The organism is Streptomyces sp. NPDC021012, from assembly GCF_044333355.1.
Taxonomy (GTDB): Bacteria; Actinomycetota; Actinomycetes; order Streptomycetales; family Streptomycetaceae; genus Streptomyces.
In genome coordinates this window covers 63,910-79,016 of sequence record NZ_JBIRQU010000001.1, presented here as the reverse complement: position 1 = coordinate 79,016, position 15,107 = coordinate 63,910, and the positions used below count along the sequence as shown (strand labels likewise).

Here is a 15,107-nt window from a genome sequence, read left to right as displayed (position 1 = left end):
CCAGTCAGGAGTACGTCCTTGGCAGCAATCGCACGGTGGTGTGTACGTCACCGTCTCGTCGTCGTCCTCCTCTGGCTCCTCGCGCTCGGCGGGACCGCCGCCGGCGCGACCCTCGCCGGCAGCGCGTACTCCAACGACTACGAGGTCCCCGGCACCGAGTCCGGCCGGGCCACCGCCCTCCTCGACCGGGGCTTCCACGGCCTCGGCGGCGACAGCGACACCATCGTCTGGCACAGCGACCGGGGCAGCGTCCGCGCCGACGCCGTCGAGGAACGCGTCGGCGACATGCTCGACAAGGTCGCCGAGCTGCCCGGCGTCGCCGCCGTCACCTCCCCGTACGAGGACGCGCGCGGGCAGATCAGCGAGGACGGGCACACCGCCTACGCCACCGTCACCTTCGACGCGCAGTCCGACGACATCCCCGTGGCCCAGGCCGAGGCCCTCGTCGCCACCGCCAGGGCCGCCGCCACGGACGACCTCCAGGTCGAGCTCGGCGGCAGCGCCGTCGCCCTCACCGAGGCCCCCGGCGGGCACGTCGCGGAGATCGTCGGCGTCGCCGTCGCGGCCGTCGTCCTCTTCCTCGCCTTCGGCTCGCTCGCCGCCTCCGTGCTCCCCATCGCGACCGCGCTCGTCAGCGTCGGCATCGCGTACTCCGGGATCGTGCTCCTCGGCCATCTGATGACCGTCGCCGACTTCGCCCCCATGCTGGGGATGCTGGTCGGCCTCGGCGTCGGCATCGACTACGCGCTGTTCATCGTCACCCGGCACCGCAGAGGCCTCAAACGCGGACTCTCCGTCACCGAGGCCGCCGAGACCGCCGTCGCCACCACCGGCCGCGCCGTCGTCTTCGCGGGCGCCACGGTCTGCATCGCCCTGCTCGGCATGCTGATCCTGCGGCTCAGCTTCCTCAACGGCGTCGCCATCGCCGCCTCGCTCACCGTGCTCCTCACGGTCGCCGCCTCCGTCACCCTGCTGCCCGCGCTGCTCTCCTTCATCGGGATGCGGGCGCTGTCCCGGCGCGAACGCCGGACGCTCGCCGAGCGCGGGCCGCAGCCCGAGCTGCCCACCGGCTTCGCCGCCCGCTGGTCCGCCTTCGTCGAGCGGCACCCCAAGCTCCTCGGCGCCGTCGCCGTCCTCGTCATGGGCGTCCTGGCGCTGCCGACGCTCTCGCTCCACCTCGGCACCTCCGACCAGGGCAACAATCCGGCCACCGCGACCACGCGCAAGGCCTACGACCTGCTCGCCGAGGGCTTCGGCCCCGGCGTCAACGGGCCCCTGACCCTCGTCGCCGGCCTCGACGGCGCCGACGACCGGGTCGCCCTCGACCAGCTGCCGGCCGCGCTCGACGCCACCAAGGGCGTCGCGTCCGTCTCCCCGGTCACGTACAACAGCGCGGGCGACACCGCCTTCCTCACCGTCGTGCCCGCGTCCTCGCCGCAGTCCCAGCAGACCAGCGAGCTCGTCGACCGGCTCCGCGCCGACGTCCTGCCGAAGGCCGGGGCCGGGACCTCCCTGGAGGTCCACGTGGGCGGCGTCACCGCCTCGTACGACGACTTCGCCGGGATCATCGTCGGCAAGCTGCCGCTCTTCGTCGGCGTCGTCATCGCCCTCGGCTGCCTGCTGCTCCTGCTCGCCTTCCGCTCGATCGGCATCCCGCTCAAGGCCGCCGCGATGAACGTCGCCGCCGTCGCCGGAGCCTTCGGCATCGTCGTCGCGATCTTCCAGTGGGGCTGGGGGAGCGAGCTCCTCGGCCTCGGCAGCGCCGGCCCGATCGAGCCCTTCCTCCCCGTGATCATGGTCTCGGTCCTCTTCGGGCTCTCCATGGACTACCAGGTCTTCCTGGTCAGCCGGATGTACGAGGAGTGGCTGGAGACCGGCGACAACCGGCGGGCGGTCCGGGTCGGCCTCGCCGAGACCAGCCGCGTGATCAACTCCGCGGCGGTCATCATGATCTCCGTCTTCCTCGCCTTCGTCCTCAGCGGCGACCGGGTCATAGCGATGTTCGGCATCGCCCTCGCGGCCGCCGTCGCCCTCGACGCCTTCATCCTGCGGACCCTCCTCGTCCCCGCGCTCATGCACATGCTCGGCAGCGCGAACTGGTGGCTGCCCAAGTGGCTCGACCGGCTGCTGCCCCGGATCAGCATCGAACCGCCCGAGTGCCGGGAGGCCGCCGACACCCGTGCGAAGATCGCCATACCCGTACAGCGCGTCACGGCCCCGGCCGACGAGGAGAGGAACGACGATGTTCGCGATATCGCTGGGTGACGACGGCGCCGAGCTGAGGCCCCTGGAGCCCTGGCAGGCCGAGGAGTTCCTCACCCACATGGACCGGGGCCGGGAGTTCGTCGGGCAGCACATCGGCCTCCCCGACATCGTCACGGACCTCGACTCCGCCCGCGCCTACCTCACCTCGTACGCCGAGAAGGCCGCGAGCGACACCGGCCGCCTCTACGGCATCTGGAGCGGGGGCACCCTCGTCGGCGGCGTCCTCTTCCGGACCTTCGACGCCGCGAACGGCACCGCCGAGGCGGGCTGCTGGCTGGAGCCCTCCGCCGCCGGGAAGGGCCTGATCACCCGGGCCTGCCGGGTCATCATCGACTGGGCGATCGAGGAGCGCGGCATCCACCGCGTCGAGTGGCACGCCTCCACGAAGAACGAGCCCAGCATCGCCGTCGCCCGCCGCCTCGGGATGACGCAGGAGGGCGTCGTACGGGAGAACTACCTGTACCGCGGCCACCGCAGCGACACCGCGATCTGGGCCGTCCTCGCCCCCGAGTGGCGCGCGGCGAAGACGTCCTGAGGTGCCTCTCCGGCCCCTCCCTGAGGCACCCTAGGGAGTCCCTAAGGACCCCCTGGGACCCTCCTAAGGACCCCCGCGTCCCGAACATGCGGCACTCGCCCGATGTGGCGGCACCCCCTGGGAAACGAAAGTAGAGGCATCGCAAGAGAGCGATACCGAAACCGAGAAACCCAGGGAGCACACGATGTTCGAGTACGAACTCCACACCATGCACCACGCCGAGCTCGTCGCCGAGGCCGCCGCCGACCGCCTGGCCCACGAGGCCCCGGCGACCCACAAGGGCCTGCGCCTCTTCGGCATCCGGATCGGCGGCCACCACACGGAGCAGCTGACCGACGGCGGTCGCGGTCGCTTCGCCAAGGCCGCGTGACCCCCTTATGAGCGACGGCACGGAAGTCTGTGCGATGCTCGGCGCCGTGGAGACCAGGTCAGTCAGCCCCGTCTTCGTCGGCCGCGCCGGCGAACTCACCGCCCTCACCGAGGCGCTCTCCCGCGCGACAGCGGGAGAGCCCCAGGCCCTGCTCATCGGCGGTGAGGCGGGCGTCGGAAAGACCCGGCTCATCGAGGAGTTCCTCGACACGGCCTGCGAGCAGGACGCCGTCGTCGCCCTCGGCGGCTGCGTCGAACTCGGCGCCGACGGACTGCCCTTCGCGCCCTTCGCCTCCGCCCTGCGCGCCCTGAGCCGCCGCCTCCCCGCCGAACTCGCCGCCGCCGCCGACGGCCACGAGGGCGAACTCGCCCGCCTGCTGCCCGAACTGGGCGACCCCGGCAGCCACGAGCCCTCCGACGAGGACTCCACCGCCCGCCTCTTCGAACTGACCGTACGGCTCCTGGAACGGCTCGCCGCCGACCGCACGATCGTGCTCGTCCTGGAGGACCTGCACTGGGCCGACACCTCCACCCGGCACCTGTTCACGTACCTCCTGCGCACCCTGCGCCGCGGCCGGATCGTGGTCGTCGCCAGCTACCGCGCCGACGACATCCACCGCCGCCACCCGCTGCGCCCCCTCCTCGCCGAACTCGACCGGCTCCGCACCATCCGCCGCATCGAACTCGCCCGCTTCACCCGCACCGAGGTGCACCGCCAGCTCACCGGCATCCTCGCCGCCGAACCCGACCCCGGACTCGTCGAAGAGGTCTTCGAACGCTCCGACGGCAACGCCTTCTTCGTCGAGGAGCTCGTCGTCTCCCACGAGGCCGGCTGCGCCGTGGGCCAGCTCAGCGACTCCCTGCGCGACCTCCTGCTCGTCCGGGTCGAGACGCTCCCCGAAGCCGCCCAGCGGGTCGCCAGGATCGTCGCCGAGGGCGGCTCCACCGTCGAGTACGGACTCCTCGCCGCCGTCGCCCGGCTCCCCGAGGACGAACTCATCGAGGCCCTGCGCGCCGCCGTCGGCGCCAACATCCTGCTCGCCGTCCCCGACGGCGACGGCTACCGCTTCCGCCACTCCCTCGTCCGCGAGGCCGTCAGCGACGACCTGCTGCCCGGCGAACGCTCCCGCCTCAACCGGCGCTACGCCGAGGCCCTCGAAGCCGACCCCGGACTCGTCCGCGCCCACGAGCGGACCACCCGCCTCGCCACGTACTGGTACCACGCGCACGACCCCGAGAAGGCCCTCCCCGCCGTCCTCCAGGCCTCCGTCGAGACCCGCAAGCGCCACGCCTACGCCGAGCAGCTCAGCCTCCTCGAACGGGCCATGGAGCTGTGGGACAAGGTCCCCGCCGGGACGCGCGACTCGCTGCGCCCCATGGACTACGCCGACGCGTACCCCGCCTGCGGCTGCGACCCCGAGACCGCCTCGCTGCGCTTCCTCGACCTGCTCGCCGAGGCCGCCGTCGCCGCCAGGCTCAGCGGCGAACGCGAACGGGCCTCGAAGATCTGCCGCACGGCCCTGCGGATCCTCGACGACGCCGAGAACGACCCGCTGCGCGCCGCCTGGTTCTGGACCGAGATGGCCCGGCTCCAGTCCAACCTCGGCAAGGGCGACGGCTGGGCCGAGATCGCCCGCGCCCAGGAACTCGTCAAGGGCCTCCCGCCGTCCGCCGTCCACGCCACCGTCCTCGTCGGCGCGGCCGGCTGGGGAATGCTGCGCAACCCCGGCCCCGAGGCGCTCGCCGCCGCCGAACGCGCCGTCGAGTACGCCCGCTTCGTCAAGGCCGAACCGATCGAGCTGAACGCCCGGATCACCCTCGGCACCATCATGGTCTCCGCCGGCGACACCGAGGGCGGCCTCGCCACGATCCACGCGGCACGCGAACGGACCGTCGCCCTCGGCCAGTTCCACGAGGCCGCCCGCGCCCATGTGAACCTCTCCTCCTCCATGGAGGCGCTCGGCCGCTCCCGCGAGGCCGTCGAGACCGCCGTCACCGGCATCGAGCTGGCCCGCTCCCGGGGCCTCGTCGACAGCGCGGGCTGGATCCGCGCCAACCTCGCCGAATCGCTCCTCGCGCTCGGCGAATGGGACCGCAGCAAGGAGGAGGCCGAGGAGCTGCTCCGCTCCGGGGCCGGCAGCATCAAGCCGGGCGGCACGGCCCTGCTCCAGCTCGCCCACCTCGCCGTCGACCGGGGCGAGCCCGCCAAGGCCGCCGCGCACCTCGCCGAGGCCCGCGCGCGCTACGGCACCCGCGACCCGATCCCGCAGTACACCCTGCCCATGGCCCAGGCCGAGATATCCATCGCCGCCGCCGAGGGACGCCTCACGGACGTACGGGAACGGCTCGCCGCCCTCGCGGAGACCGGCTTCCCGCCCGGCACCCACCGCTACGGCTGGCCGCTCGTCCTCACCGCGGTCACCGCCGAGGCCGACAGCCGCGGACTGCCCGCCGCCGACGAGGGACGCGCCGCCGCGCTCGAACGGGTCCGCCGCTGCGTCCGGGGCCTCGCCACCCCGGCCCCGGTCTGGGAGGCCTACTCCCGGCAGGTCTCCGAGGAGCTCGCCCGCGCCGAGGGACGCGAGACCGCCGCCCGCTGGGCCGAGGTCGTCGCCGCCTGGGAGCCGCTCGAACGCCCGCACCAGCTGGCCCGCGCCCGGCACCGCCTCGCCGACGCGCTGCTCGTCGAGGGAGGCCGCCGCGAGGAGGCCACGGCCCTGCTCCGCGAGGCCCACGCCACCGCCGTACGGCTCGGCGCCCGCCCGCTCCGCGAGGACGTGGAACTCCTCGCCGCCCGCGCCCGCCTCTCCCTCGCCCCGGAGCGGCAGGCCCCGGCACCGGCGGAGCCCGGGGAGGACGGCTTCGGGCTCACGCCCCGGGAGCAGGACGTGCTGCGCCTGGTCGCCGCCGGCCGCACCAACCGCCAGATCGCCGAGGAGCTGTTCATCTCGCCGAAGACGGCCAGCGTCCACGTCTCCAACATCCTCGCCAAGCTCGGCGTCGCGGGCCGGGGGGAGGCCGCCGCCCTGGCCCACCGGCTGCACCTGCTCGACACGCCCCTCTGAGGCCTCAGCGCACCTCAAGCCTGAGGATCCGGTCGTCCCCGGGGCCGGGCGTGCCCCGGGTGTCGGTCTCGCTGGTCACCAGCCAGAGCCGCCCGTCGCCCGCCGCGAGGACCGTGCGCAGGCGTCCGTACGCGCCCGTGAGGAACGCCTCGGGCCCTCCGGACCGCTTCGCCCCGGAGAGCGGGACGCGCCACAGCCGCTCGCCCCGGAGCGCGGCCATCCAGATCGCGCCCCGGGCGTACGCGATGCCGCTCGGGGAGGCCTCCGAGGTCGGCCACTGGGCCACCGGGTCCACGAGTCCGGGCTTCCCGGCCCGGCCCTCGGCCTGCGGCCAGCCGTAGTTGCGCCCCGGCTCGATCAGGTTCAGCTCGTCCCAGGTGTTCTGCCCGAACTCGGACGCCCACAGCCGGCCCGCCGGGTCCCAGGCGAGGCCCTGCACATTGCGGTGCCCGTACGAGTACACCACCGAGCCCGGGAAGGGGTTGCCCGGCGCCGGCCCGCCCTCCGGCGTCATCCGCAGGATCTTCCCGCCGAGGGAGGACCGGTCCTGGGCGAGTCCGGTCCGGCCCGTCTCGCCCGTCCCCGCGTACAGCATCCCGTCCGGCCCGAACGCGATCCGGCCGCCGTTGTGCACGGACCCCTTCGGGATGCCGGTGAGCACCGGCTCCGGCGGCCCCAGCCGGTCGCCCTCCCCGCCGCCGTACCGCATGCGCACGACGCGGTTGTCCGAGGCGGCCGTCAGGTACGCGTACACCCAGCCGTCCCGCACCGCGAGCCCGAGCAGCCCGCCCTCACCGCCCGGCACCACCCCCGGCACCTCGCCGAGCGGCCTCTTCGCGCCGGTCCGCCCGTCGATCCGCGTGATCGTCCGCTCGTCCCGCGAGGAGACGAGCAGGTCCCCGCCGGGCAGCTCCGCGAGGCCCCAGGGCGACTTCAGCCCCTCCGCGAGGGTGCCGGCGACCGAGACCCGGGCACTGGCGGAGGGAGGCGAGGAGACCGATGCCGGCGGCGCCGCACCGGGGCCTTCCCCGGTACTCCCCGAGGAGCACCCGGCCACCAGCACGAGCACGGCGGCGCCCCACAGGGCCTTCACCACAACAGGACGGCTCACGGTCCGGTGCCCCTTCGACGAGTCGGGCTACCCCTCCTTGATACCCCGCCCCGCCCCGCGCGGCGCTCAGTCCCAGGAGCCGCGCGGCGCCGGGAGCGTCGCGATCTCCGCCAGGTCCTCCGGGGTGAGGCGCAGCGCGGCGGCGCGGGCGTTCTCGACCGCCCACCGCTCCCGCTTCGCCCCCGGCACGGGCACGACGTGCCGTCCGAGGCCGAGCACCCACGCGAGCGCCACCTGAGCCGGGGTGACGTCCGCCCCGTGCCGGGCGGCCACGCGGCGCAGGCCCGCGACGATCGGCTGGTTCGCGGCCATCATCTCGGCGGTGAAGCGGGGGTGCCGGGCCCGCGGGTCGTCCGGCTCGAAGCCGCCGCCCGGGGTCAGCGTCCCGGTGAGGAAGCCGTTCCCCAGCGGCATGGCCGCGAGGAAGCCGACGCCCCGCGCCGCGCACCAGGGGAGGAGCCGTACCAGCGCCTCCCGGGACCACACCGACAGCTCCGCCTCCACGGCGGCCACCGGGAAGACCTGCTGGATCCGGTCCAGTTGGCGGATCGTTCCCTCGTACAGATCGGCCCCGCGCCGGGCCGGGCGCGCCCCCACGGCGCAGAGGCCGAGCGCCCGCACCTTGCCCGCCGACACCAGTTCGGCCATGGCGCCCCAGGTCTCCTCGACCGGCACCTCGGGGTCCGCCCGGTGGAGCTGGTAGAGGTCGATGACATCGGTCTGGAGCCGTCGCAGCGAGGCGTCGCAGGCCCGGCGCACGTACCCCGGGCGGCCGTTGGCGACCACGTGGCGCCGCTCGCCGCCGTCGCCGACGAGCAGTCCGCACTTCGTCGAGACGAAGGCCTCGGACCGCCGCTCCTTCAACACCCGCCCCACAAGCAGCTCGTTGGTGAACGGTCCGTACATGTCGGCGGTGTCGAGCAGGCTCACCCCGGCGTCGAGCGCCGCGTGCACGGTCCGCAGCGAGCGGTCCCCCCGCTGTTCCGAACGGCTGTACGCCCAGCTCATCGGCATGCACCCCAGGCCGATCGCACCCACGCCGAGCGCCGTCGCCCCGATAGTCCTGCGCTCCACCTGCCGGTACCCCTCCCTGTGCCGCCCCCCAAAGTAACCAATGGAACGCGGGATTCTTCGCATAGCCTCCCGGTCATGAGATTCGAAGACACGACCGCTGACGTGTGGCTTCCCGTTCCGGCGGAGGAGATCGAGGGACTTCCCGAGCCGGGCGCGTCGGGGCTGAACTACCGCTTCTGGGACGGCGGTCCCGAGTTCCCCGCCGATCCGGCGCGCTGCGCCTTCTACGTCGTCCCGTACATGAAGGGCTCGGAGATCGCCGTACGGCCGCTGGCCGCGATGACCTCCCTCCGCGTCGTGCAGACCCTGTCCGCCGGCATCGACCACGTCACCCCGGGCATCGGCTCGCTGGGGCCGGGCGTCGCCCTCTGCAACGCGAAGGGCGTCCACGAGGCCAGCACCGCCGAGCTGACGCTCGCCCTGATCCTCGCCTCGCTGCGCGGCATCCCGGGATTCGTGCGCGGCCAGGACGCCGAGGAGTGGCGGGCGGGCTTCTACCCGGCGCTCGCCGACAAGTCCGTCCTGATCGTCGGGTACGGGTCGATCGGCGCCGCCATCGAGGACCGGCTCGCGCCCTTCGAGTGCGCGCGGGTGGCGCGCGTCGCACGCTCCGCGCGCACCGCAGAGCGCGGCCCGGTGCACGCCCTGGCCGACCTGCCGGCGCTGCTCCCGGAGGCGGACGTGGTCGTGCTGTCCACTCCGCTCACGCCGGAGACCACGGGGCTGGCCGACGCCGGGTTCCTCGCGCGGATGAAGGAGGGGGCGCTCCTCGTGAACGTCGCCCGGGGCCCGGTCGTCGACACGTCCGCGCTGCTCAAGGAGGTGGAGAGCGGTCGTATCACGGCGGCGCTCGACGTCACCGACCCCGAACCGCTGCCGGCCGGGCACCCGCTGTGGCACGCTCCCGGTGTCCTGATCAGTCCCCATGTGGGAGGTTCCACTTCGGCCTTCATGCCGAGGGCGAAGCGGCTGATCGCGGGACAGCTGCGGAGGTTCGCGGAGGGCGGGGAACTGGCCAACGTCATCCTTACCACCGGCTGAACCATCGGCCGACCGGGCGACCCCGCTCGGCCGCTCGGGTGACGCGCGCTCCCGACACGCGCCGTGCACAAGCCCCCTGGCAGTCACGGAGAGTACTGCACCCCTGTCCCTGAGTGACGGTCCTGGTGTATCGTCCCGTGGCGGGGGACTGCGTCGAGAACGGGCTGACGCTGGGGAGCGAAGTGACGGGTCATCAGATTCCGAGGGGGGCGACGGGTGGAGCACGGCCGAAGGACCGACGATCCGACGCGGCGGCGACGCCGCCGGCAAGCCTTCCGCGCCTCGCCGCCGGCCTCGGGCACTCGGTGCCGGACCAGGCGGCACCGCACCGGCCACCCCGCCCCGCCGCCCCACCGGACACCACGACCGCAGCCGACGGCACCGAGCCGCCCCGCCGGGCCGCCGCCGACCGCGCGGACCCGCCGGGCAGGGGGCCCGGCGCCGAGCCGCCCCGCCGGTCTGCCGTCGGGCGTGAGGGCGCGGCGGACCGCGAGCCCGGTGCCGAGTCGTCCCGCCGGGCCGCCGCCGGGCGCGCCGAGCTGCCGGAGCTGCCGGACCGGGAGCCCTGTGAGGCCTGTGGTGACGGGCGGAGGGCGCTCGTGCGTGCCGTGCCGGACCCCGGGGGCCCGCACGACTGCGACGGGCACGCCCCCGGGCGGGGTGACGAGCCGGCGGCGCGGTCGCACGACGCGGCCGGGTGCGGCGGACCGGCACCGGAGGGCCCGGTGAGCGCGCCCGGGGCGGTCATCGCGCGCAGCCCCGTCGGCGGCGGCTCCGGCCACCCGGACCCCGACCGCCCCCGCCTCGGCGGGGCCGTCGCCCAGATCGCCCTCGGGCTCGTCTGCGCGGGGTACACCACCGGCGCCTCGCTCGGCTGGGGCTCCCCCCGACTGGCCCTCTTCATGGGCGACTTCGGGCTCAGCGCCGCCGCCTTCACCGCCGCGGTCTCCTGCTTCCTCTACGGCCGCGGCCACCGCGGCAGCGCCCGCCCCGCCTGGCTGCTCTTCGCCTTCTCCTCCTTCATGGCGGCCGCGGGCAACGCCGTGTGGGGCTGGTACGAGGTCGTGCTCCGCACCGAGGTGCCCGACTCCTCCGCCGCCGACCTCTGCTTCTTACTCTTCGCCCCACCCGCCATCGTGGGCCTCCTCGTCCTCGCCAAGAAGCCCGTGACCCGGGCCGGCTGGGTCTGCCTCGGGCTCGACGCCTGGCTCATCGGCGGCTCCCTGCTCACGCTCTCCTGGAGCCTCGCCCTCGCCCGCACCGCGCACGTCGAGGGCGAGTCCGTGGCCCAGGCCGCGCTGTCGCTCGCGTACCCGCTGCTCGACATCGTGCTCGTCAGCATGGTCCTCGTCCTGCACTTCCGGCGCTCGCAGGCCAACCGCTCCGCGACGAACACCGCGATCGCCGCGCTCGCCCTGACCGTGCTGTGCGACGCCCTCTTCACCTCGCCGCTGCTCCGCGCGAGCTACGCCTCCGGGCAGCTCCTCGACGCCGGCTGGTTCGCCGGCTCGCTGCTCCTCGCGTACGCGCCCTGGGGCGTGCGCCGCCCGCCGGACACCGCGCGCGCCCCCTCGCTCCACAGCCGTCCCGTCGCCGGCTCGCTCGCCGCCCTCACCCCGTACCTCGCCGCGGCCGTCTGCACCCTCGGCATCCTGTACAACGTCGTCGAGGGCCGCCGGGTCGACCGCGTCGTCGTCCTCACCGGCTGCACGGTCGTGCTCGCCCTCGTCGTGCGCCAGGGCATCATGCTCCTGGACAACATCGCCCTCACCCACGAACTGGCGCAGAAGGAGAACCACTTCAGGTCGCTCGTGCAGGGCTCCAGCGACGTCATCATGATCGCCGCGCCCAGCGGGACCCTGCGCTACGTCAGCCCGGCCGCCACCGGGGTCTACGGACGCGACGCCGAGGAGCTCGTCGGCTCCGAGCTCGCCTCCCTCATCCACCCCGAGGACCTCGGTGCCGTCGTCCACGAGGTGCGCCGCTTCCTGGCCGTCTCGCCCGCCGAGGAGCCCACCACCCGGATCGAATGCCGCTTCCGCTCGGGCCGCGGCGACTGGCTCAACGTCGAGTCGACCGTCAACCGCCACCAGGGCGGCCTGATCTTCAACAGCCGGGACGTCACCGAACGCGTCCGCCTCCAGGCCCAGTTGCAGCACAACGCCGAGCACGACCCGCTCACCGACCTGCCCAACCGCGCCCTCTTCACCCGGCGGGTCCGGCAGGCGCTCGGCGGCCGCCGCTCCTCCGACCCCGGCACCGCCGTGCTCTTCATCGACCTCGACGGCTTCAAGGGGGTCAACGACCGCCTCGGCCACCAGGCGGGCGACGACCTCCTCGTCCAGGCCGCCCGCCGCCTCCACGACTCCGTACGGGCCGGGGACACCGCCGCCCGGCTCGGCGGCGACGAGTTCGCCGCCCTCATCCTCGGCGACGGCGGCCGCGACCGGACGGCCCGCCGCAACCAGGTCCAGGAGATCGCCGACCGGCTCCGGCTCACGCTCTCCCAGCCCTACCGCGTCGACGGCGGCAACGAGGTGCGGGTCGCCGCCTCCATCGGCGTCGCCTTCGCCGAGCCCGGCATCGAGGCCGGCGACCTCCTGCGCAACGCCGACCTGGCCATGTACCGGGCCAAGGCCGCCGGCAAGGACCGCGTCGAGCTCTACGCCCCGCAGATGCAGGCCGAGGTGGTGCGGCGCACCGAACTGGCCGCCCGGCTGCGCACCGCCCTCCACGACGGCGAGTTCGCCCTGCTCCACCAGCCCGTCGTCGACCTCGCCACCGGCCGGATCTCCGCCGTCAGCGCCCAGGCCCGCTGGCGCTCCAGCCAGGGCATCCTCTTCACCCCCGCCGAGTACCTCCGGGTCACCGACGACGGCGAGCGCACCGCCGAGCTCGGCCGCTGGCTCCTCGAAGAGGCCGTCGAGCAGGCCGCCGAGCGGGCCGGGATCGGCCACCGCACGCCCGTCTCCATCCGGCTCTCCGCCGGCCGCCTCCTGGACCGCTCGCTGCCCCTCGGCTCGGTCGAGTCGCTGCTCACCCGGTACGGGCTGCCCTCCGGCTCGCTGATCGTCGAGCTCGCCGACAGCGACCCCCGGACCTCGCTCGACGAGCTGGAGCAGCGCCTGGTCGCCCTGCGCCGCCTCGGGGTGCGGATCGTGCTCGACGGATTCGGCAGCGGACACATGGCGATCAACGCCCTGCGCAGGCTCCCGGTCGACATACTGAAGCTGGACCGGGGACTCGTCGAGGGCGTGGTCGAATCGGCCCGCCTCCGCAAGATCACCAGTGGGGTGCTCCGCATCGCCGGCGAGCTCGGCCTGCAGACGCTCGCCGAGGGCGTCGACGTGCCGGAGCAGGTCGTCGCCCTGCGCGCGATGGGCTGCACCCACGCCCAGGGCATGGCCTTCTCGGGCCCGCTCGACGAATACCGGCTGCGCAGGGCCCTCGTACGGGACGAGTACCCACTGCCCGGAGCGGTCCCCGTGCGTGTCGGAAACCGTCCCCCGATCGGCTCACATTCTGAGACGTCCGTCCCACCCACTTGACAGTGGTGAGGGCGGAGAGGGAGGGTCAGTGCCATGCGCACCCGAATTCTCGTACTTGGAAAGCGCGTCGGCTGAAGCAGGGTCCCTTAGGTCCCGCTGAGAACGCACCCGACGCGCTCCCCTCGCTTGCCTCACGGCACGAGGGGTTTTTTGTTGCACCGGCTCACCCCAAAAACGACGCAAACCCCTGCAAAACACCTCGCAAAAACCCTCTGCTTCGAGAAGAGATGCTGATGACCGAGCAGGCCACCGGGCACCATCCGCAGCCGCGGCCCCGTAGCGGCGCGCAGCCCACCACCGTCGAGCACGTCACGGGTGCGCAGTCCCTCATCCGTTCTCTCGAGGAAGTGGGCGCCGACACCGTCTTCGGCATCCCCGGCGGCGCGATCCTCCCCGCCTACGACCCGATGATGGACTCGAAGCGGGTGCGCCACATCCTCGTCCGCCACGAGCAGGGGGCGGGCCACGCCGCCACCGGTTACGCCCAGGCCACCGGCAAGGTCGGCGTCTGCATGGCGACCTCGGGCCCCGGTGCGACCAACCTCGTCACGCCGATCGCCGACGCGCACATGGACTCGGTCCCGCTCGTCGCGATCACCGGGCAGGTCGCCTCGAAGGCGATCGGCACGGACGCCTTCCAGGAGGCGGACATCTGCGGCATCACGATGCCGATCACCAAGCACAACTTCCTCGTCACCAAGGCCGAGGACATCCCGCGGACGATCGCCGAGGCCTTCCACATCGCCTCCACCGGCCGCCCGGGCCCGGTCCTGGTCGACATCGCCAAGGACGCGCTCCAGGCGAAGACCACCTTCAGCTGGCCGCCGCAGACCGACCTGCCCGGCTACCGCCCGGTCACCAAGCCGCACGCCAAGCAGATCCGCGAGGCCGCCAAGCTGATCACCGCCGCCAAGCGGCCCGTCCTGTACGTCGGCGGCGGCGTCATCAAGGCCGGCGCCACCGCCGAGCTGAAGATCCTCGCCGAGCTCACCGGCGCCCCGGTCACCACCACCCTGATGGCGCTCGGCGCGTTCCCCGACAGCCACCCGCTGCACGTCGGCATGCCCGGCATGCACGGCGCCGTCACGGCCGTCACCGCGCTGCAGAAGGCCGACCTGATCGTCGCCCTCGGCGCCCGCTTCGACGACCGCGTCACCGGCAAGCTCGACAGCTTCGCCCCGTACGCCAAGATCGTCCACGCGGACATCGACCCGGCCGAGATCGGCAAGAACCGCGCCGCCGACGTCCCGATCGTCGGTGACGCCCGCGAGGTCATCGCCGACCTGGTCCAGGCCGTCCAGGCCGAGCACAGCGAGGGCAACAAGGGCGACTACACCGCCTGGTGGAGCGACCTGAGCCGCTGGCGCGAGACCTACCCGCTCGGCTACGACCTGCCGGAGGACGGCAGCCTCTCGCCGCAGCAGGTCATCCAGCGCGTCGGCCAGCTCGCCCCCGAGGGCACGATCTTCGCGGCGGGCGTCGGCCAGCACCAGATGTGGGCCGCCCACTTCATCGACTACGAGCAGCCCGCCACCTGGCTGAACTCCGGCGGCGCCGGCACGATGGGCTACGCGGTCCCCGCCGCGATGGGCGCCAAGGCCGGCATGCCTGACCGCACGGTCTGGGCGATCGACGGCGACGGCTGCTTCCAGATGACCAACCAGGAGCTCACGACCTGCGCCCTGAACAACATCCCGATCAAGGTCGCCATCATCAACAACGGCGCCCTGGGCATGGTCCGTCAGTGGCAGACGCTCTTCTACAACCAGCGCTACTCGAACACCGTCCTGCACTCCGGCCCGGACGACATCCAGGCGAACAAGGGCACCCGCGTCCCCGACTTCGTCAAGCTCTCCGAGGCCATGGGCTGCGTCGCCCTGCGCTGTGAGGACCCGGCCGACCTGGACAAGGTCATCGCCGAGGCCAACGCCATCAACGACCGCCCGGTCGTGATCGACTTCATCGTCCACGAGGACGCCCAGGTCTGGCCGATGGTCGCCGCCGGCACCTCGAACGACGAGGTCATGGCCGCGCGGGGCGTCCGCCCCGACTTCGGCGACGGCGAAGACGACTGAGGCGAAGAGCGAAAAGGAAGAGAC

The 15,107-nt window shown here is 73.6% G+C and carries 9 protein-coding genes; 7 read left to right on the top strand and 2 right to left on the bottom strand.

Annotation, left to right across the window (positions count from 1 at the left end; translation table 11 throughout):
• Positions 1-18: 18 nt before the first annotated feature.
• From ACH4TP_RS00365 to ACH4TP_RS00350, 4 genes are all read left to right on the top strand, one after another.
• A complete protein-coding gene (locus ACH4TP_RS00365) occupies positions 19-2,265 on the top strand; it encodes an MMPL family transporter (RefSeq protein WP_389232058.1) in 2,247 nt (748 codons plus the stop codon).
• On the top strand, positions 2,243-2,800 hold the full coding sequence (locus tag ACH4TP_RS00360) for a GNAT family N-acetyltransferase (protein WP_398189469.1): 558 nt from the start codon (positions 2,243-2,245) through the stop codon (positions 2,798-2,800). The genes ACH4TP_RS00365 and ACH4TP_RS00360 overlap by 23 nt, the downstream gene beginning before the upstream one ends.
• Before the next feature lie 184 nt (positions 2,801-2,984).
• Positions 2,985-3,170 carry a hypothetical protein gene (locus ACH4TP_RS00355; protein WP_389232064.1) on the top strand — a complete coding sequence of 62 codons (186 nt, stop codon included), beginning with the start codon at positions 2,985-2,987 and terminating at the stop codon, positions 3,168-3,170.
• A gap of 7 nt (positions 3,171-3,177) precedes the next feature.
• Positions 3,178-6,234 carry an AAA family ATPase gene (locus ACH4TP_RS00350; protein ID WP_398189472.1) on the top strand — a complete coding sequence of 1,019 codons (3,057 nt, stop codon included), beginning with the start codon at positions 3,178-3,180 and terminating at the stop codon, positions 6,232-6,234.
• Positions 6,235-6,238: 4 nt separating this feature from the next.
• On the opposite strand, the gene ACH4TP_RS00345 is transcribed toward ACH4TP_RS00350, so the two are convergent.
• Together ACH4TP_RS00345 and ACH4TP_RS00340 are read right to left on the bottom strand one after the other, a co-directional pair.
• A complete protein-coding gene (locus ACH4TP_RS00345; protein ID WP_398189475.1) occupies positions 6,239-7,345 on the bottom strand; it encodes a PQQ-dependent sugar dehydrogenase in 1,107 nt (368 codons plus the stop codon).
• A gap of 66 nt (positions 7,346-7,411) precedes the next feature.
• Entirely contained in the window at positions 7,412-8,419 is a 1,008-nt protein-coding gene (locus tag ACH4TP_RS00340; protein ID WP_389232073.1) for an aldo/keto reductase, read from the bottom strand.
• Between the two features lie 75 nt (positions 8,420-8,494).
• Between ACH4TP_RS00340 and ACH4TP_RS00335 the strand changes: the two genes are divergently transcribed.
• The 3 genes from ACH4TP_RS00335 (at position 8,495) to ACH4TP_RS00325 (ending at position 15,083) form a co-directional block, all read left to right on the top strand.
• Positions 8,495-9,460, top strand: coding sequence for a 2-hydroxyacid dehydrogenase (locus ACH4TP_RS00335; protein WP_398435011.1), 966 nt, complete (start codon positions 8,495-8,497; stop codon positions 9,458-9,460).
• Between the two features lie 725 nt (positions 9,461-10,185).
• Positions 10,186-13,008 (top strand): putative bifunctional diguanylate cyclase/phosphodiesterase, encoded by a 2,823-nt coding sequence (locus ACH4TP_RS00330; RefSeq protein WP_398189484.1) that lies wholly within the window; start codon positions 10,186-10,188, stop codon positions 13,006-13,008.
• Positions 13,009-13,235: 227 nt separating this feature from the next.
• On the top strand, positions 13,236-15,083 hold the full coding sequence (locus ACH4TP_RS00325; RefSeq protein WP_389232079.1) for an acetolactate synthase large subunit: 1,848 nt from the start codon (positions 13,236-13,238) through the stop codon (positions 15,081-15,083).
• Positions 15,084-15,107: the final 24 nt, after the last annotated feature.